This window comes from Mastigocoleus sp. MO_188.B34 (genome assembly GCF_030065675.1).
Taxonomy (GTDB): Bacteria; Cyanobacteriota; Cyanobacteriia; order Cyanobacteriales; family Nostocaceae; genus Mastigocoleus.
On sequence record NZ_JASJDK010000024.1, the window covers coordinates 26,714 to 45,808 of the forward strand.

The 19,095-nt window shown below is 35.5% G+C and carries 12 protein-coding genes; 6 read left to right on the forward strand and 6 right to left on the reverse strand.

Annotated elements, in window-relative coordinates; all coding sequences use genetic code 11:
- The first annotated feature begins 3 nt into the window (after positions 1 to 3).
- Together QNJ50_RS08865 and QNJ50_RS08870 are read left to right on the forward strand one after the other, a co-directional pair.
- Complete coding sequence (locus tag QNJ50_RS08865) at positions 4 to 1,167, forward strand: DUF1822 family protein (RefSeq protein WP_300634239.1); 1,164 nt, start codon at positions 4 to 6, stop codon at positions 1,165 to 1,167.
- A gap of 498 nt (positions 1,168 to 1,665) precedes the next feature.
- On the forward strand, positions 1,666 to 3,156 hold the full coding sequence (locus QNJ50_RS08870; RefSeq protein ID WP_300634242.1) for a serine/threonine-protein kinase: 1,491 nt from the start codon (positions 1,666 to 1,668) through the stop codon (positions 3,154 to 3,156).
- 445 nt (positions 3,157 to 3,601) lie between these two features.
- Here QNJ50_RS08870 and QNJ50_RS08875 read toward each other — a convergent pair whose 3' ends face one another.
- The 5 genes from QNJ50_RS08875 to QNJ50_RS08895 all read right to left on the reverse strand — a co-directional run bounded on the left by QNJ50_RS08875 (position 3,602) and on the right by QNJ50_RS08895 (position 10,811).
- Positions 3,602 to 4,558 carry a DUF3365 domain-containing protein gene (locus QNJ50_RS08875; protein ID WP_300634245.1) on the reverse strand — a complete coding sequence of 319 codons (957 nt, stop codon included), beginning with the start codon at positions 4,556 to 4,558 and terminating at the stop codon, positions 3,602 to 3,604.
- A gap of 152 nt (positions 4,559 to 4,710) precedes the next feature.
- A complete protein-coding gene (locus QNJ50_RS08880) occupies positions 4,711 to 5,937 on the reverse strand; it encodes an MFS transporter (RefSeq protein ID WP_300634248.1) in 1,227 nt (408 codons plus the stop codon).
- 375 nt (positions 5,938 to 6,312) lie between these two features.
- Positions 6,313 to 7,935, reverse strand: coding sequence for an MFS transporter (locus tag QNJ50_RS08885; RefSeq protein ID WP_300634251.1), 1,623 nt, complete (start codon positions 7,933 to 7,935; stop codon positions 6,313 to 6,315).
- 255 nt (positions 7,936 to 8,190) lie between these two features.
- Positions 8,191 to 9,636, reverse strand: coding sequence for a Rieske 2Fe-2S domain-containing protein (locus QNJ50_RS08890; RefSeq protein ID WP_300634254.1), 1,446 nt, complete (start codon positions 9,634 to 9,636; stop codon positions 8,191 to 8,193).
- Between the two features lie 692 nt (positions 9,637 to 10,328).
- The gene (locus QNJ50_RS08895) at positions 10,329 to 10,811 is read right to left on the reverse strand and encodes a RidA family protein (protein ID WP_300634257.1); all 483 of its coding nucleotides are present in this window, start codon (positions 10,809 to 10,811) and stop codon (positions 10,329 to 10,331) included.
- 331 nt (positions 10,812 to 11,142) lie between these two features.
- Here QNJ50_RS08895 and QNJ50_RS08900 point away from each other — a divergent pair, with 331 nt between their 5' ends.
- The 3 genes from QNJ50_RS08900 to QNJ50_RS08910 all read left to right on the forward strand — a co-directional run bounded on the left by QNJ50_RS08900 (position 11,143) and on the right by QNJ50_RS08910 (position 17,489).
- The gene (locus QNJ50_RS08900; protein WP_300634260.1) at positions 11,143 to 14,574 is read left to right on the forward strand and encodes an alpha/beta fold hydrolase; all 3,432 of its coding nucleotides are present in this window, start codon (positions 11,143 to 11,145) and stop codon (positions 14,572 to 14,574) included.
- 194 nt (positions 14,575 to 14,768) lie between these two features.
- On the forward strand, positions 14,769 to 16,250 hold the full coding sequence (locus QNJ50_RS08905; protein WP_300634264.1) for an MBL fold metallo-hydrolase: 1,482 nt from the start codon (positions 14,769 to 14,771) through the stop codon (positions 16,248 to 16,250).
- A gap of 231 nt (positions 16,251 to 16,481) precedes the next feature.
- Complete coding sequence (locus QNJ50_RS08910) at positions 16,482 to 17,489, forward strand: NAD-dependent epimerase/dehydratase family protein (protein WP_300634267.1); 1,008 nt, start codon at positions 16,482 to 16,484, stop codon at positions 17,487 to 17,489.
- Positions 17,490 to 17,517: 28 nt separating this feature from the next.
- On the opposite strand, the gene fabG is transcribed toward QNJ50_RS08910, so the two are convergent.
- Complete coding sequence (gene fabG / locus QNJ50_RS08915) at positions 17,518 to 18,213, reverse strand: 3-oxoacyl-ACP reductase FabG (protein WP_300634271.1); 696 nt, start codon at positions 18,211 to 18,213, stop codon at positions 17,518 to 17,520.
- Between the two features lie 434 nt (positions 18,214 to 18,647).
- Here fabG and QNJ50_RS08920 point away from each other — a divergent pair.
- Positions 18,648 to 19,095, forward strand: a 448-nt coding sequence (locus tag QNJ50_RS08920) for a hypothetical protein (protein WP_300634274.1), incomplete at its 3' end; no start/stop codon positions are given.

A 19,095-nucleotide genomic window follows, 5' to 3' on the forward strand; every position in this document is an offset into this window, starting at 1 on the left:
CCCATGATTGTCACACCAATGACGGAATTAAACCATTTGTGGTTAGAAATACCCCAAACCGAACAACAACAAGCTTGGGAAGAAAGTCAATCTTTTTCTACAGCAAGCAATTGTTGGAATGCTTATTTGAATCGCTTAAGTGTTAATGCTTTCCTTACCTGGTTGCGGGAATACGCACCTGATGCAAGTATTTTTCCTAATTCTGCTGCATTACCAAGTTTTTGGGAAGTTATTAATGGTACCGCAATTAAATTTCAGGGAATGCGTTTAGTATTGATCCCTAGTGATGCGAGCGACTTAAGTGAATTACGCGTTCCCCAAGAATGGGTAGATATTCCCGGTTGGGTGGCTGATTATTATATTGCAGTACAAGTTAATCCAGAAGAAGAGTGGGTAAGGTTTTGGGGCTACACTACTCATGCACAATTAAAAAAACAAGCTCACCAAGATGTGAGCGATCGCAGTTATTGTTTAAATAGAGAAAACTTAATTGCAGACCTGAGTGTTTTATGGGTAGCACATCAACTTTGTCCTGAAGAAGTTACCCGTGCTGAAGTTAACCCTCTACCCGAATTAGGATCTAAGCAAATAAAAAATCTACTAGTGCGTTTAGGAAATTCAGAATTACTTTTCCCCCGTTTAGAAGTGCCATTTGTAACTTGGGGCGCATTGTTAGAACATGGAGGTTGGAGACAACGTTTATACGAACTTCGTCAAGGGATCAGAAAACAGTGGTCAGTTCCCCAGTGGATGCAGTTAGGTGTATCAAATATAGCTACATCCGCAGGGTGGAGGAGTATACAGATAAGACCTGCTTACCTTGGATCTCGGAGTGCTCAAACAGCATCAGGGCTAGAAATGATAGTAAGGGAATTAATAATTGATAACCAAACATATCAACTACGGATAAAACCCAAAGATAAAATTGAAGATAGGATATGGCGTTTTGAATTGCGAAACACCAATCCCAACGCAATGATTCCGAGTGGATTTAAATTAAAACTATTTACCGAAGACTTACAACCATTTCCTGGGAACCAAGCAAAAGCAAAAACTCATGTGGAGCGACTTTACATAGATGTTGCTCTCTCTGAACCAGAAGAAGGATTGGTTTGGGAAGTAGAACCACTACCAGAAAATTTTGAAAGGGAAATTTTGATGTTTTAAAATTTTGATGTTTTAAATAAATAATTTTGAATAAATCAAATGATATGCTGTTGAATTTTGCGATCGCTAAGCTCTAGTTATGCCCACAACTAAGCCCATAATAAGTTAAGACCATTCTACATCTATCTAATTACACCTATCTAATTACATCTATCTAAATGTCGGGAACAATCATAAATGAGAAGATAATCTTTCCCTTTAGATGTTAGACAATTTAATATTACTTACTTAAGATTCATCAAAAGTCATAAATTAAAGACAGATTTTCTTCATAGTGCAATGAAGATTGTTGCGCGCACAAGTTTTTCTACCAAATTTTATCAACTCTTTACGCTTTTAGTTATCCCTTGATTAGGGTTATCATGTACTAATTAAGTATAACTGGAAATCTTATTACCCATTTCATCCGTTTGCGTGTTGTGTTGTTGAAACCCTAAAGCTAATAAAAATAACTAATCTGCAAATAATTACCTATAAATCAAAACTGAATAAATTACCATGCTTACAGAAATTTATCCCGGAACCCTGGTCGATGACCGCTATCTCATTCAAAAATTTCTGGGACAGGGAGGTTTCGGTAGAACTTATTTAGCATCAGATACTAGACGTTTTGACGAACCCTGCGTTCTCAAAGAATTTATCTCTACAAATTCCAACCCAGAAATCCTTCGCAGATGCCAAAATTTTTTTCAAAGAGAAGCAAGAGTATTATACCAAATTGAACACCCACAAATCCCAAAATTTAAAGCCTGTTTTACTGAAAAAGAACGTTTATTTATTGTTCAAGAATTTATTGACGGCAAAACTTTTTCTAAAATTTTAAGCGAACGCTTGGCAAGAAAAAAACAGTTATTTAGCGAGCCTGAAGTTCGTAGTTTGCTATTAGAATTATTACCAGTTATAGATTATATTCACGGACAGCATATTATCCATCGTGATATATCACTTGATAATATCATGTTTAGTAAGCAAAAAAACAAACCTGTTTTGATTGATTTTGGAGTAGTTAAAGAAAAATTTACTCAGTTTTTTGCTGTTGAATCTAGTCAGCAACAAATGTGTGGTTCAGTTGTAGGAAAAATTGGTTATTCTCCACCAGAACAATTACGTATGGGCTATTACTACCCCTGCAGTGACCTCTACGCGCTGGGTGTTTGTGCTATTGTTTTATTAACAGGTCAAGCGCCATTTATGCTCATAGATGCTTCCTTAGAATGGAGTTGGGAATCATATGTTAGGCTCAGCGATGATTTGAGTCAAATTTTAAGGAAAATGCTTGCAGAAAAACCAACTCAACGCTATCAATCAGCGAAAGAAATATTATTAGAACTACAGCATTACAATACTGGCATAAATATTTTACCTACTACAGTACAAACTAATAATTTAGAATTCAATCGCCAATCTCATGTAGTATCGGAAGAATATTTAGAAAAAAATATTAGTTCGCCAGAAAATCCACAAGAAATTAGAACAGAAAATCAATTAAATTCTCAATTAGAAATTAAAGAAACCATAGCTGACAGTCAAATTTTTATTAATTATTGTCAACAAGAACTGACTTCTTTTGTTGGTCCATTCGCTAAAGTTTTAATGCAACGTATTTTAGAAAGTAATCCTGCAATTGCACCAGAAAAACTGATAGAAATACTTACTAAAGCAATTTCTCAGCCAGAAAAAGCAAAAGTATTGAGAAATCGGCTACAAAACTATTTACACCATTATTCAGATCCTTCTCAATTAGAGGATGATAACAATGATAATGATAAATTTTTGAATCCAACAACTAATTTTAGTCCGAAATTCATCGAGAACTGTCGAAGAGAGCTTACAACTTTTGTCGGTCCATTTGCTAGTATTATTATTGACGATACATTAAATAATAACCCCGACCTAACACCAGAAGAATTGGTCGAAAATCTAATATCACAAATACCTGATTCAGAGAGAGCAGAAAATTTCAAGCGCCGGATTAGAACGTTTTATTAGTTTTGATAGTCGCTTTTAATCCTTTTGCAACCAAAAATTTAACTTACTGCTGATGAAAACCCATAAAATCATAACAATGTTTGCTTTATATTTGCTGCTCTTTTGCGCTAACCTGTGGGTGTTTGGAATCATCTGTTGGATTTAGTAGCTGAAATGCTCACTCTATCTAGCTTTGAGCAATTTTTACCATGATTGAGGTTGGCGCAATCTTTGAAAACTTATCTATGTAAGGGGTTGAGCGATTTTATCGAGTTGTACTCTTGACATTCCTGTGGCTGAAACAGTATTTTGGATGAGTTTGGCGCAAGCGTACCTTGAAAAGTAAATATGGTAAGGTTGAAACTCACTAAAATCCCTATTAGGGATTGAAACCCCAATATTCCTTGACTAAAAGGTGGTAGTTTATTGTTAATACTTACCAAATAATAATTACTAAATATTAAAATTAATCCTTACCTCTATTGGTATTAAAACGGTATTTTTCTAAAGCTCTAATAGCCATTACTAAACTTATCTTCATCCTGGTAAAAGCTTCTACTAGATTACCTATTTCATCTTTATTAATTTTACCACCGAATTTTTTGTCAAATTCAGCTTCCATATTACCAGTACTAACAGCTTCAGCAACATTAACAACATGCTTTATTGGTCGAACAACATATCGTTTTACCCAATAATTAGTCATGCAAATAGCAAAGGCGAAAATTACAGTTACAATACTCATAACAATGGCAAACGATGTATTTGCTTTTTGCAAAACTTCACTAGTTGGAATAGAAAGAATTTGAGTACCTAATGGTTTATTTAATTGCCAGCCAAATCCATTTTTATCGCCATACATTTCAATCATGGCTTTGGGTGCAACATCTGGCGTACTATGACATTCCAAACAACTAGATTCAGTGATTGCTAAGGGGCGAGCTATGTAAAAATATTTCTCATTACCAAAATTTCTAAACCCTGATATCTCAGCATTTAAATCGGCAGTTTTACGAAATTTTTCAATAATTTTAGTTTCAAACTCATCAGCTTTATCTTTTAGATTAGTCGGATTTAGCATCGCTTCTTTATACAGAAAATCCTTATATTCATCTTGACGTAATTTTTCAAAGACTTTCCGAGATGCATAAGAAGGAACTATCTGAGGTAAAAATTCCTCTTTTTCTAACCTTTCTTGTAGTTCAGGTGTTGTTTCAACACTCGTGTAAGAGCGAACAGAATTTAAAGTATTAAAAAGTAATTTAGTATTAGAAGTAATTTCTTCTTGAGCCTTGTAATTGAGGATTTTAGTGAAAGCTATACCACTAAATATGATTCCTCCTAAAAATATAACTATGAGTAAAATAGTTAATTTTCTAGCTAAACTTAAACTTCGAAATATTTTCTCAATTTTTCTAAACATTTTACTTATTTGCAATTCGTAATAAATAATTGGTAATATCTTTACACGTTATGAGCAATTTGATTAATTCTTAACTTCTTGAATTTTTACTTCTTGATATTCAAATTATTGAATTCAAGTTTACAAGTTTATGAACTTCAGATTTATTAAGCTCAGACTCTTGAAATACTTTGGGGTTTAGAATTCACTAAAAAGCTAAATAATATCAAGGAAAATATAATCATTGCACTACCAATATAACAAACTCCTTGTATTCCCGAAACTCCAAATATTATCCCAGCTAAAATCGGACCTGTAGCCCTTCCAATCGATTGAAATGTAACATTAAGTGACATAAAACCAGCCCTATATTCTTTTGGAGCTAACTTAGCTAAAGATGCTTGAAGTGATGGGAAAGCAAGTGCTTCAACTATCCCAATTAAAATACAAGGAATCACTAGCATTTTGATTGAGGTAACTGTAGGAATGATGCACAAAGCTACAGAAAAAATTACCAAGGAGATTTGGATTAATCTAGTTTCAGAAACTCTACGAACAAATAATCCCAGAAAGAAAGCAAAAACTGTCAGAGATATGGAATTAGTAGTAAATATTATTCCAATTTCTATACTTGAAGCACCTAATATATCTCCAGCCATTATTGGAGTAAAAGTGTAAAATGCTCCAAATTCAATCATGAATAGCGCAATAATTACTAAAAATAGTCCCAAAACTTGACGATTTTTAATACTCTTACCGATATTGATGATATACCTTTTGAGTTCAAATTCCTGATCGCTATTTTGCTTTTTTGGTAATTTAAGTGCTAGCAACACCAATAGTGCAACGGGAACTGCTAATAATGATAGTCCAAAAGTGTATCGCCAATTAACTGCAGCTAACGCACCTCCTAAAAAAGGATAGAATGTAGAACCGACACCAATTGCAGTAGCATTGACAGCCATAGCTGCAGTTAGTTTTTTCCCGGTATATAAACCACCTATAATTGAGAGAACTAGAGACTCCAAGCTTGCAGCACCAAGACCCTGTAAAATTCGACATTCTATAAGACTACGAAAGTTTGGTGCAAAAGCACATAAAACGCCTCCAAGGGCAAATACTAGTAATGAAGGAATTAGAATTCGTTTAAAACCAAAACGATCTGCCAAAATTCCAAAAATTGGAGTTCCAAGTGCTACTGGGATTAAAAAAGCTGCCATTATTAACCCCATGCGATCTCGCGACACGTTGAATGCTTCAGCAATACTCGGTAGCATTGGACTAACACTAAACAAAGGTAAAATCGCTATCATGGTGATACTGACAACAATAAAAATATTTTTATCTTGGTAGATATTACCTTTTGCTTTAGAATGAAAATGTGTTGATGATGTACTCATTATTTTTGTTTAGTAAATATTAATTTTATGTGACTCAAATTTATAAAAATTATATGGTCTAAAACTCTAAAACTGAAATTTAATGCCACAATTTATATCGATTAATATTGGATTAGATAGCTAATTTTTTGTAGGGGACAGATAAACTAATTTATGCATTTTTTTACATAGTACAAAAACCATAATATCTATCATTTTTATAGAAAAATAGCATCATAGATTGATTACATAATTAACTCAGTAAATAAAGTTTGACATTGCATACCACAATGAAAAATATTCTCTGTGCTATTGTTTCACGAAGAGTTAGATAGGATAAAGTTAAACTTAAATTTAATTATTAGTAAATAAATAAAAAACTATAATTTATTATTTTTAGGATATTTGGAAGACAAAAGATACTATATCCCTTTTCCCAAAACCAATACGAACCTGTGGAGCTATCTTGTACCAAATTCCAGGAAGCATTGGATATTTATTAATATAAGTACCGTTAGCACTACCCATATCTTGAATAAAGTAGTTTTTCCCATCAAAATGAATTTGGGCATGTTTGCGTGAAACAAATTCAGCATGGGGAAATTCAGATAAATTGATATCTGGAACTTCACTTTTACTTAACTTACCAATTGTTATGATTGGGAAATTTTCTGGTAATTCAATTATCTTATTAGTCTCTAGGTGAAATAGTTGTGGAACTGGTGTTTGTAAAACTGTCGGAGATGCAAAAGATGGAGGATTTACAAGTTGCTCTGTAACTTCAACACCAACTTCTCGTTTTGATATTGAAGTACCTTGACTAACTGGAGTCAATAAAATGCTAAATACTAGGAAGGAAATGATTGCAAAAGTAGCAGCACTAAAAAAAACTCCATGTATTCCCCATAGACCAAGAGCAAAACTTCCCAGCATAGGACCTAATGCTTGTCCCATAGATTGAATGCTGGCGTTAACAGCCATAAATCCACCTCGGGAATCTTGTCGGGAAAGTCCTGTTAACAGCGCCAGACTTGATGGTAATGCAAAAGCTAAGGATATACCAAACAGAACATTGGGAATTAAAAGCAGCCACAAGCTAGGAAGTAATGGAGTAATAAATAATGCTAAAGCACTAATAAGAAAAGAAATTTTAATTAAATTAATTTCTGAAGTTAATTGCGATAATTTTCCCAACTGCGAAGCAGTCAAAGCTAAAACAAATGAAGATGTGCAAAGAATAATACCATTAGTAAACTCAGAGGAACCAAAAGAATTTCCCGCTAAAGTAGGAATAAAAGTAATAATGGCTCCAAATTGAATCATAAATGTAGAACCAATTGCAAACAAAAGTCCGATAACAGAACGATTATTAACGCTTTTCCAAGTATTTTTTAAATAGGATCTGAGGTTTTGTTTGGGAATGTCACTTGGTCTTTTAGGTAATTTCAGAACCATAAGCACCAACATGACAAGAGGAAAAGCAAAAACTGCAAGTAAAAATGGATATCGCCAATCTATTTCTCCCAAAGCTCCACCGATTAAAGGATAAATAGCTGAAGAAATACCAATTACGCTAGCGTTGATTGCCATTACTGTAGCAATAGCTCTGCCAGTATATATATTCCCAATCATGGTGAGCGCTAAAGAGTCCAGGGGTGCAGCACCTAAACCTTGTAAAAATCTCCACCCTAAAAGTGTATTGAAATTTGAGGAAAAAGAGGCACAACCTCCAGCAATTGCAAACAGTATCAGTGAAGGTACCAAAACCTTTTTAATACCAATACGATCGGCTAATATTCCTAATATAGGGGTTGCAATTCCAACTGGAATCATAAAAACTGTCATTACCAACGCAGCACTTGAAAGATTGAATTCTTCGGCTAAAGCTGGTTGTATAGGTGCAATCGTTAATCCACCCATAATTGCTGTCAAAGTCACGCCAACAATTATGTAAAGATTCTTATCTTTGGCGATATTCTGTGATTTGTTATGCTGTGATTGTATAGATAAGTTATTCATGCATTTCAAATATTATCAATAGGGATGACTTGGATGTACTCATATATCAATAGAAGTAATTCTATGGAATTTATGCAGTTCAAAAGTCAATGACCTATAGCTAAAAGCCCCTGAGCTTCCAGATAAGCCCACAAGTTGACAGACTGTGACGGCTTTAAAACTGTGTTTGGGGAAAGAGCAAAAGTTTTACTAGAGAATCGTAGCTAGAAAATCATAGCTAGTTCCTTGCTCCAATACAAACACAGGATTTTGAAATTAAGTTTTAGGGTTGTTTCTGATTTTTTGTGAAAAACTCCAATGTAACCAATTGTTTTGACTTGGAGTATGAGAAACTTCAAATTTTGTTTTGATTTGATGGGAAAGAGCAGCTAGAGCAATAGCAAAAATAAAACACAGTATTGCTATCCGACTATCTAATGCTTCTACAGTTACTGCATCAACCAAAATAGCGATCGCCAGCACCAGACAGATCTGTTGAAAGCATTTTATTTTTTGATAAGTGCTCTTACAGGAGCTACACATCAGTGTATGTCTTGATAATCTATCTAAATAATTAACTTTTAGGTCAGACTTACTTATATCTGCACTACTGCTTTGCGTATTGGTATTCTGAGAAACTAAAGCATTTCCGTCAGGGGGGAAAGATAAACCAACTTTATCAAGCCACTTACGATACTCCAGGATAAAAAGATCGGCTGTCTTCAAAGGTAAATAGTGTTTTCTCCAGTTTTCTTTTAGCAGTTTCATTTGTGTCTGCTGTCCTATGATGACTTGCAAATCTTCTTCAAATATTTTGTTTTGAAACATATGATCTAACCAACGAGGTTTTAGCTTCATTGATAAATTCATGAAGTTTCTATAATTCCGGATCAAAATTCGGCATCTATCCTGACTTAAAGGCATAGAATAACAAACTACTCCCCAAGTCCAATCTTTTTCTGAATTGACATTACAACTGTAAGTAATAAAGTTAGGAGCAATAAAGCTCATATCTAACCAAGGAGCATCAGGTTGGCGCGTATAACGGAACCTACCGCGAAATCCCTCAATTGAGGTTTCAGTAACTTCCATTTCCAAGGCTTGAACATTTTTGTCATTACCTAAAGTTCCATTATGGATAGAATCAATATGACCGAAGTCTACAATGTTTTCTACAAAATAACATTGGTTATAAGAAGCATCAGCCATGTACTCTACTGTCACACAATTAGGTTTGTCTAAATCGGGGACGGTAGGTATAGAATTTCGATCTGCTAGTGTTGGTTTACCAGGCCACATCCAAATGACACCTTGGGATTCCACAACAGGAAAAGATTTCACGCAAGCATTACCAGGAATCTTAGCATTTCCTGGTAACTGAGGAATATTTAGACATTGACCATCTGTACCAAACTGCCAACGATGATAGGAACACTCTATTTTACCGTCAACTATTCGTCCATCTGACAATTTTGCAGCACGGTGGGAGCAACGATCTAATAAACATGCAAGCTCGCCATCTTGAGTTTTAAATAAGACAAAAGGTTCGTTATGCAAGGAAAAGCTATGGGTCGTGTTAACGGATAAATCTCGCACGAAGCAAACAGGATACCAACATTCTTGCCAGTTAAAATTTGGTTTAGAACCCATGGTTGCAGAATGCTTGACTGATTTTATAGTCTCGTTATTTACCGTATTATTTATATTATTGTTAAAATACATGAATTAATGTTCCTTATTTTTTCTTTGCACCAATTTAAAGAGAGAATATTCCAAGGGAATGTATGAGTACTTAGAAGAGTTTCCAGAGCTTAGGTGTTTGGAAATATGAATTAGGTGATTTTTGGATAAATTCTTTCTTCTGCTAAGTCAAATTCAGAAAATCAACTGAATACTATTGAATAGAGCCTAAAATGCTACTAAATCAAAATAGGATTGAGCTTTATTGCTATAGTTAGAACTTTTCTCATCTTCACATTGTTTATTTCATAGTGTTGAAATTCTACAATTATTCCATATCTCAATAATTGATACTAAGTAGGATCGGATTCTTGATTTTACGTGTGACCAATGAATACATAGGGATGACTATCTTGAGGTTATACAGTCGAGAGAGTATTTTATTTCAATAAATTCCTAATCTTAATAAATTGTAACTTTGAATGTCGTAAAATAGACTTTGGGAGTTTGACTATAAATTTATCTCAATAAAAATTGATTCCAAGAAAATAGGGAACAGAAACCAAAAATGCCCTAATTCAAAGACTTATAGCTGAATTATGTGCAATACCTACAGTATGCTTACGCTAGGTCGCGCATGTGCTAACGCCTTGCTACTGCTAACACTGCACTAACAGGAGAGACCGCGTCAGAGCCATTATGTTAAAAGCTGCAATTATTAAATCTTAATTATCTCAGTCATCAATTGTGGCAATACAGCCAATTTCTACCCTTGCACCTAGAGCTAAACCACTCGTACCAAAAGCGCTGCGTGCTGGCAAACGTTTCTTTGAAAAATAGGTGACATAAACTTGATTCATTGCACTCCATTCTTTGATATCAGCAAGCATTACCGTACATTTAACTACTCGATCTAGAGAAGATTCATTTCTCTGGAGAATACGGCTGATATTTTCCATTACTTGCTTAGTTTCTGCTTTGATACCCCCACTGACAAGCTTTTTTTTTCCAGGTATATTACCAATAGCGCCAGAAAGGTAAAGTATATTTCCAACACGCACAGCTTCTGAAAAAGGTAGATTCAGAGATGTTGTTTCATCTGAAGTTAGGTATTCAACGGAATTTGCGGAGCTTAAGTTTTCTTGTTTTGCTATGGTTGTAGAGGTTAAAGCAACACTCAACAATATTATGGCAACAAGTGGAGATATAAATCTCATGATATTTTCCTCAAAATAATTTGAAAATAGCTGATGAAAAATTAGATTATTTGTAAATACATTCTTCAAAATACTTTGTTCGACTTTATACCTTTAAAGGTAACGCTATTTAATTATAGATAGAAATAAAAATAAAATTAAGACTCAATTATATATACAAAATAAGTCCGATTAAACAAAATATTCTGCTATTAGCACCCAATTAAGCATCTGAATTTTACGGAATGGCGCTATTGACCCTTGAAGTTCTCATAAGTTGATGAAAAACATCCAAAACACCTTTTACCTTCAGGGTTATTAGGTGTGCTTCTCTACTGTAAAGGTTGATATTATGGCCCGCTTATCAAGCCCTATAGAAAAGATTCAAAATCATTATAAAATAGTAGTTGTTGGATCTGGATATGGTGGTGGAATTACCGCATCGCGTCTCGCTCGAGCCGGACAACAGGTTTGTATTTTAGAACGGGGTAAAGAAATTCAAGCAGGTGAATTCCCGAATAATACCAGAACAGCATTTAAAGAAATGCAGATAGACCTAGAAGGACAACATATTGGTTCATCTACTGGTTTATATGATTTTCGCATTAATGAAGATATTAATGTGTTCGTTGGTTGTGGCTTGGGTGGAACCTCTTTAATTAATGCTAATGTTTCCTTACGTCCTGAAGACCGGGTGTTTAAAGATAAATGCTTTCCCCAAGAATTTCGTAATGACGTTAGTAGCTTACTTGCAGAGGGTTATAATCGAGCAGAGGAAATGCTTAAACCCACCCCCTACCCAGGAAATTATCCACCCTTAAAAAAATTAGAAGCTTTAAAAAAATCAGCAGAGTACTTAAATCAACCGTTTGAACGATCACCAATTAATGTCAATTTTGAAGAAGGAATAAACCACGTAGGTGTGGAGCAAAAAGCTTGTAACCTCTGTGGAGATTGTGTATCTGGTTGCAACCATAAAGCCAAAAATACTGTTGCAATGAACTATTTACCAGATGCTAAAAATCATGGAGCTGAAATCTATACCCAAGTATCTGTACGTTGGATTCAAAAGCAAGATAGTCTTTGGTTGATTCATTATCAATTGCTGGAAAATGGAAGAGAGAAATTTGATGCTCCGACAATGTTTATTAGTGCAGATATTGTCATTTTAGCCGCTGGTACTTTGGGCTCGACGGAAATTTTACTCCGTTCTGCATCCCGTGGTTTAACCCTATCTAAGAAGTTAGGTCATGGTTTTAGCGGTAACGGTGATGTACTAGCATTTGGTTACAATAATGAAGAAGAAATTAACGGTGTAGGTTTCGGTTATTTTCCACCACAGGAAATGGAAGCTGTTGGTCCTTGTATCACCGGTATTATTGATATGCGATCGCAGCCCCGTCTAGATAATAGTATAATTATTCAAGAAGGTTCGATCCCTGGCGCGCTTTCGGGTTTTATACCAAAAATGTTTGCTGCTGTTGCTCCAATATTGACTAAAGATATAGATAATAGTCTTGTAGAATCTCTCAAAGAAAAAGGACGAGAGTTAAGTTGCTTTGTTAAAGGAGCATATACAGGCGCTCTCAAAAATACTCAGACTTTTTTAGTGATGAGTCACGATGAAGCAAATGGTCAGATATTCTTGTCAGAAGATAAAGTACGAATCAGGTGGAAAGGGATCGGTCAAAAAACCCACTTTGAACGCGTTGACGACTATATTAGACAAGCTACCTGTGCTTTGGGTGGAACTAAAATTCATAACCCGATTTGGAGTAACTTGTTCCAAAAAGACTTGATTACAGTTCATCCCTTAGGTGGATGTCCAATGGGAGAGGATGCTAGTTGTGGAGTTGTTAATCATAAAGGACAAGTATTTTCGCAGACCCAAGGTAAAGAAGTTTATGAAGGATTATATGTCTGCGATGGCTCAGTGATTCCCCGCTCTTTAGGCGTGAATCCCTTACTTACAATCTCTGCGATCGCTGAACGTTGTGCAGCTTTAATCGTCCAAGACTACGGCTGGAATATTAACTACAACTTACCTTCCAAAATATTTAAGAGTGAAAGCAAAAATCAGAATCAGATCGCAGATTCGCTACAGCGTCCTGGAATTAAATTTACCGAAACCATGCGCGGTTATTTTTCTACTCAAGAGAAAGAAGACTACAAAGTTGCAGCAGCAAAAGGTAAAGAAAATAATTCATCTCTGGAATTTACCCTGACGATTAGCTCCTCCGACTTAGAGCAAATGCTTAATCGGGAGAATCATTCAGCCAAAGTCGTAGGTACTTTAATTGCTCCTGCTTTGGAAGCTAAACCACTCACAGTTAGAGATGGGGATTTTCGCTTGTTTGTAGTCAATCCCAATGATTCGGTAAAAACGAAGCGAATGGAATATTTTCTCAAAGTGATCGCGGAAAGTGGCAAAATCTATAATTCAGAGGGTTACAAAATAATACACGATGACGGAGGTTTTGACCTTTGGTCTGATACAACTACTTTATATATCAGTATCTACGAATGCGACACCTTTAAGCGTTCATTGGTGGGTAAAGGGGTTTTGAATATTTATCCCCAGGACTTCCTTCGTCAGATATCTACATTGCGAATTACTAACGCCAAAAATATCAAACAATACTTACAAATTACAACTAGTTTTGGAAGATTTTTTGCTGGAGAACTATTCGATATTTACGGTAAGATTTTTACTAAACCAACAGTCTTTAATCCTGATGCACCACCTCGTCAAAAACGTAAGCTAAGAGTTGATACACCCCAAATCCATTACTTTGAAGCTCGTGATGGCGTACAATTGAGACTAACCCACTATCATGGTGGAAATAAAGGTCCAGTAATGCTGGTGCATGGTTTTGGAGTATCAAGTTCGATTTTCTCTATCGATACCATTGGAACTAACTTAGTAGAATATTTATTTGACCATGGATATGATATTTGGTTGTTAGATTATCGAGTCAGTATTGAATTACCCATATCTAGCACTCAGTCAAATGGTGATGATGTTGCTCTCAATGATTTTCCTGCTGCTGTTGACAAAATTCGCAGTCTTACTGGGGCAAAAAATATTCAAGTAGTCGCCCACTGCTTCGGGGCTACAACCTTTTTTATGTCAATGTTAGCAGGACTTGAAGGGGTAGGTTCGGCGGTTATTTCTCAAGTTGCAACTCACATGCGATCGCCAATGATAATAAAGATAAATTCCTATTTGCGATTACCTTCATTACTGAAGAAATTGGGTTTTAAATCCCTTACCGCCTATTCAGATAGCGACGCTAACTACGTCAATCGAATTATTGATACAGTCTTAAAATTATATCCCGTCAAAGCAGGAAAAGCAGATACTAATCCTGTCAGTCATCGCATTTCTTTCCTCTACGGACAGCTTTATAACCTGGAGCAACTAAATGATGTAACATATAAAAACTTGCATGAACTATTTGGAATCGCCAATATCAGTACTTTTGAGCATCTCGCTCTATTGGTTCGTAAATGTCACTTAGTCAGCGCTGACAGTTCAGAAATTTATGCAGGAAAACTAGAAAAGCTAGCAATCCCGATGACCTTTATTCATGGAGAAGAAAATAATTGTTGGTTACCTGAAAGTACCGAGTATACTTACAAACTATTATCTGACGTTAATGGGAAGCAATTATATAAGCGTTACGTAATTCCCAGCTATGGTCACATTGATTGTATTTTTGGTAAAAATGCTGTTAATGATGTCTATCCATTGATTTTGCAGCAATTAGAAGAAACACTTTAAGTTTTGAGGTTTGTAGTTGGGCTTTAGTCCTATTCAATAGACGATAACGGTAAGGAGTATCAGTTAACGAAAAAGCTTATATCAATTTCAAAAAACTGCTACATATTGAATCCGTTCCCTATTTCCCTACATAAAGAAATCGTAGCAATTTTAAAAGAAATTGGTATTACGAATTAGTCGTCTACCAATCTATCATGAAAACTAATAGAGCCACAGCAGATAAAAGCAAAGCAGAAATCTTAGCTTTGTCGGAAGACATGACGCCAATTGATGGATATGTGGATTTAAAAATTCCCATTGATGTTCTTTGGGAAACTTTTAACCATCCAAATACCTGGAATGTTTGGAATAAGTGTTTTTTTTGGGCTTTCAACAGTGAACTAAAACTAGGAAAACAACTGATTTGGGTCTTTGAACCAATACGCTGGTGGTTTTTATACAAAATGCCTGCGATCGCAACTATTGTCGAACTTGAACCACAGCATAAAGTCACTTGGGAAGTAACAATCCTCCCTGGTTTTTATGCTCGTCATACCTACTATATGAAAGACTTGGGTAATGGTTACACTCGCTTTGGTTCTTGGGAAAAAGCAATGGGCTGGAATTTTCGACTCCTCAAGGGATTTTGGCTGGCTCACTTTACTTTTGTTAAAAATTTTTCTTTAAAAGGAGCAAAGCATCTCGAAAAAGTTTATTCTCAGCATGAGTCTTTGGATCGCGAATACTTGCAATCAAATAAATGGCAATCAAAAAAGAACTGGAAGTTTTTTCTATCTTTAATTTTACTTCTAATTGTTTTAGGTAGTGGAAGTTTTGCAACCTGGTTTTACTTATCTTACGTACAACAACAAACGGTGGAAATGGCTCCCGGAGTCTACGCAGTTTTAGGTGGTGGGGGTAACTCTTTGGTAGTGGAAGATGGTAAAGAAATACTTGTACTCGATCCCAAATTTCCCCCAGGAGCCCAAAGCTTGCGTCGTTGGATTTCTCAAAATTTACCGGATCGCAATGTTACTAAAATCGTTAACACTCACTATCATTACGACCATACCCAAGGTAATATTCTCTATCCATCAGCCCAAATATTTGCCCATCGTCAAGTTCCTCCACTAATGATGCTTCGGGATGGAAACTGGTGGAAACATCATCAAGAATATATTCCCCAAACCGATAATCTAGTTAATAAAACCGATACATTAAAGCTCCAAAATCAAGAAATTATTTTGACATATCCAGGTATCGCTCATACCCACGGCGACCTTTGGGCTTACTTACCAAAAGAAAATATAATTGCTACAGGTGACCTTTTATTTCATACCTATTATCCATTTTTTGATTTGGGTGAAGGTGGAGTTGCAATTCCCCAAACCATAACAGCTATCCGTGAAATAGCTCAAAAATATCCCGACGCCAAATTTATCCCGGGTCATGGTTCCATCGCTACGGCTACAGACTTACAACAATATGCAGATTATTTAGAATATCTATATCAAAGTGTTGGCAATGCTTATAAACAAGGATTGAGTATTGAACAAGCGATCAACACCATAGACTTATCCCAATGGCATCGAAAAATATTACCGTCATTCCATAACAATAGATTGACCTGGGCGACAGCAAAAAGCAACATCCGTTGGGTATATCAGATAGTTGAGCAAGAGCTTGACACAGATTAACTTAATCTATATGAGATCCCCCCTAACTCTCCTTGAAAAGGGGGGAAATAGTCAGAGTTCCCCAATTTAGCGACGGATTTAAGGGGATCTTAAAATCACATTATATTGCAAATAAGTAGTTTGAAAACACACGTTAGGCGCGCAACAATAATATTGTTTTAAGTCAAAACTTAATCGCGTCGTAACGCACCATTGAGATTATTTTGAAAGCGATTGACGAATAAAACAAAAATGAAAATAGGTATATTGGGTGCAACTGGTGCGATCGGTCATCATACCGCTAATGCTGTTTTAGAAAATGGTCACGAACTAGTAGTAATTCACCGAGCATCTTCTAATTTGGAATCAATTAAAGACCTTTCTTTTAATTCCAGAATCTTTAGCTCCAGAATCGGCGATCTAAACGATAGAGCATCTCTGCTCCAAGCATTAAAAGACTTAGATGCAGTAGTTAACTGTGCAGCTTACTATCCAACAAAACCGCGTTCTTTGCAAGCAGAAGTTAAAACCGCGGTTTCACAAATGGAAAATTTCTACCAAGCTTGTTCCCAAGCAGATATACAAAAAATTGTTTACTTAGGAGCTGCGATCGCATTACCAAAACATCCCCAAAATTTACCTGCTACGGAAGAATTAGAGTATGTTCGTACACCACAAAATAAAAATCCCTACCTGCAAGTCAAGTGGGAAATGGATCGTTTAGCAAAACAAAAAGCTAAAAATGGCTTACCAGTAGTTATTGCTATTCCTTCCATGTGCTTTGGCGAATTTGATTATGCTCCATCCACAGGTAGATTAATTGTGGAAATCGCTAACGGTACGATTCCTGGTTATATCAGGGGCGATCGCAACGTTATCTATACAGGAGATGCAGGTAAAGGACTTATGCTCGCTTGCGAAGGAGGTAAACCAGGAGAAAGATATTTGTTTACTGGTACCAATATTTCAATGGATGAATTGGTCAAACGAATAGCAGAACTTGCTGGGGTTTCCCCACCTAAAATCCCCATTCCTTTACCAATAGCTAAAACGATATCTAAATTTCAAGAAACTAAATATCAACTTTTTGGTGGAAAATTACCCAAAATCAGTTCATCTGCGATCGCAGTCATGGCATCTGGTCAATTTTTAGATGGTTCTAAAGCACAAAAAGAATTGGGTTTTCAATCAAAAGTAGATTTAAATGAGGCTATTACTCGTGCAATAAATTGGTTTCGCATAAGAAAATATATCAATTAGTTACCAATTACCAATTACCCATTACCCATTACGCCTTACCATAAACCGGAATTACTGCACCACTTGTATCTTTAGCAATTTCTGAACCCAAAAAACAAATAACTTCAGCTAAAGATTCTGGTTTTACCCACTTATCTGCATTTTCTGTACCCATTGCTTGTCGGTTGCTGGGGGTATCAATAATGCTGGGTAAAACCACATTCGCAGTAATGTTCTTATCTTTTGTTTCATCTGCGATCGCTCTGGTAAAAGCTACAACTCCGGCTTTAGCTGCACAATAAGCTGCTAGTTGCCCTGTTGGCTCTACAGCACCTCTAGAACCAATAGTAATGATCCGTCCATAGTCATTTTCCAGCATTCTTCTCAAACTGTGCTTACAAACCAGGAAAGTAGTATTTAAGTTTAAATCAAAATCTTTTTTCCAACAGTCAAATTCATATTCATTGACCTTACCCATTGAGAAACCTCCAACTAAATGGATCAGTACATCCACTCGTTCCATGCTATTGACTAAATTTTCTACCGATTTTTCTTGGGTTAGATCGGTTTCAATGAACTTAATTCGAGCAAAGTCTGCAGGTGGAATTAAACTTTTGAGATTTTCGACTTCTTTTGCGCTGCGGTAGGGTATGGTGACTTCTGCACCTTTGGAAAGAACTACCGGTGTAACGCCGCGACCAAGTCCACCAGTTCCACCAGTTAGTAAAACTTGTTTACCTTTCATAATTTTTTTCTGTGATAGATTTCTTAATTAAGATATCCCAACAAAAGCAAATATAATTAGTGTTTCTTAGAAAATACTTGGAAGCTTCCAAAAATACTCAGAGTTTTTCTTCAAATCTTATGGTAATGAAAAGTAAAAAAAAATTTATGTTCGCATATGTGAAGAATTTTAAATTGGGTTTTTGATATTTTTATGTTAAAAATAAAGTCTTCCAAACAACCTTTGAATCCAGGAGAAATTAAACCATAAATAGAAATAACCTTTTATATCCATAAGAATAATTTTGCCTACTAAAATCTGTACCGTGACTTAAGATTTAAACATAAATAGATATTTAAACTTTAAATTTAGAGATTAAGTTCAAAAAAGTTAATAATGATGTTTTAACTTAACGATAGTGGAACGATATTAACATCTCTCGGTCACAAAGGACTATGAATCAAGAAAAAATACCACTATCAGGAATTTGGGATAGTAATGAATTGTGGTGGCTGCGAGGATTCAAGTTACCTACTTTATCTTGGTCAAAACCGATAGTTAAATACATGGGTTTACCAACAGTTCTTGTGGATAATCTACAAGTATGGAAATCTATTTATCCCAGCATTGAATTTGAATATCACAGACGATCTAAAATTAAACAACCAGAGCTTGAAATATTTGAAGAAATCAATCAACCTCTACCTTGGCAAAGAGTAGTTAAGTCGGCGTTACAAGAATTAGCAGTTCTTCTGGGGCATAATGTTGCTGTTGAGTTAGAACATTGGGTGATCAGGCATTTTTTATACAAGGAAATTCATTGGTCGATGAATGCTTGGTCCTATGTTTTAGATCGAGCTTGTCAAAACTTTGATTATGATGAAAAACGAGTGGCTCCACCGG

Coding starts and splice junctions, on each gene's coding strand:
- QNJ50_RS08865 (WP_300634239.1), top strand. CDS start 4: ATGATTGTCACACCAATGACGGAATTAAACCATTTGTGGTTAGAAATA.
- QNJ50_RS08870 (WP_300634242.1), top strand. CDS start 1,666: ATGCTTACAGAAATTTATCCCGGAACCCTGGTCGATGACCGCTATCTC.
- QNJ50_RS08875 (WP_300634245.1), bottom strand. CDS start 4,558: ATGTTTAGAAAAATTGAGAAAATATTTCGAAGTTTAAGTTTAGCTAGA.
- QNJ50_RS08880 (WP_300634248.1), bottom strand. CDS start 5,937: ATGAGTACATCATCAACACATTTTCATTCTAAAGCAAAAGGTAATATC.
- QNJ50_RS08885 (WP_300634251.1), bottom strand. CDS start 7,935: ATGAATAACTTATCTATACAATCACAGCATAACAAATCACAGAATATC.
- QNJ50_RS08890 (WP_300634254.1), bottom strand. CDS start 9,636: ATGTATTTTAACAATAATATAAATAATACGGTAAATAACGAGACTATA.
- QNJ50_RS08895 (WP_300634257.1), bottom strand. CDS start 10,811: ATGAGATTTATATCTCCACTTGTTGCCATAATATTGTTGAGTGTTGCT.
- QNJ50_RS08900 (WP_300634260.1), top strand. CDS start 11,143: ATGGCCCGCTTATCAAGCCCTATAGAAAAGATTCAAAATCATTATAAA.
- QNJ50_RS08905 (WP_300634264.1), top strand. CDS start 14,769: ATGAAAACTAATAGAGCCACAGCAGATAAAAGCAAAGCAGAAATCTTA.
- QNJ50_RS08910 (WP_300634267.1), top strand. CDS start 16,482: ATGAAAATAGGTATATTGGGTGCAACTGGTGCGATCGGTCATCATACC.
- fabG (WP_300634271.1), bottom strand. CDS start 18,213: ATGAAAGGTAAACAAGTTTTACTAACTGGTGGAACTGGTGGACTTGGT.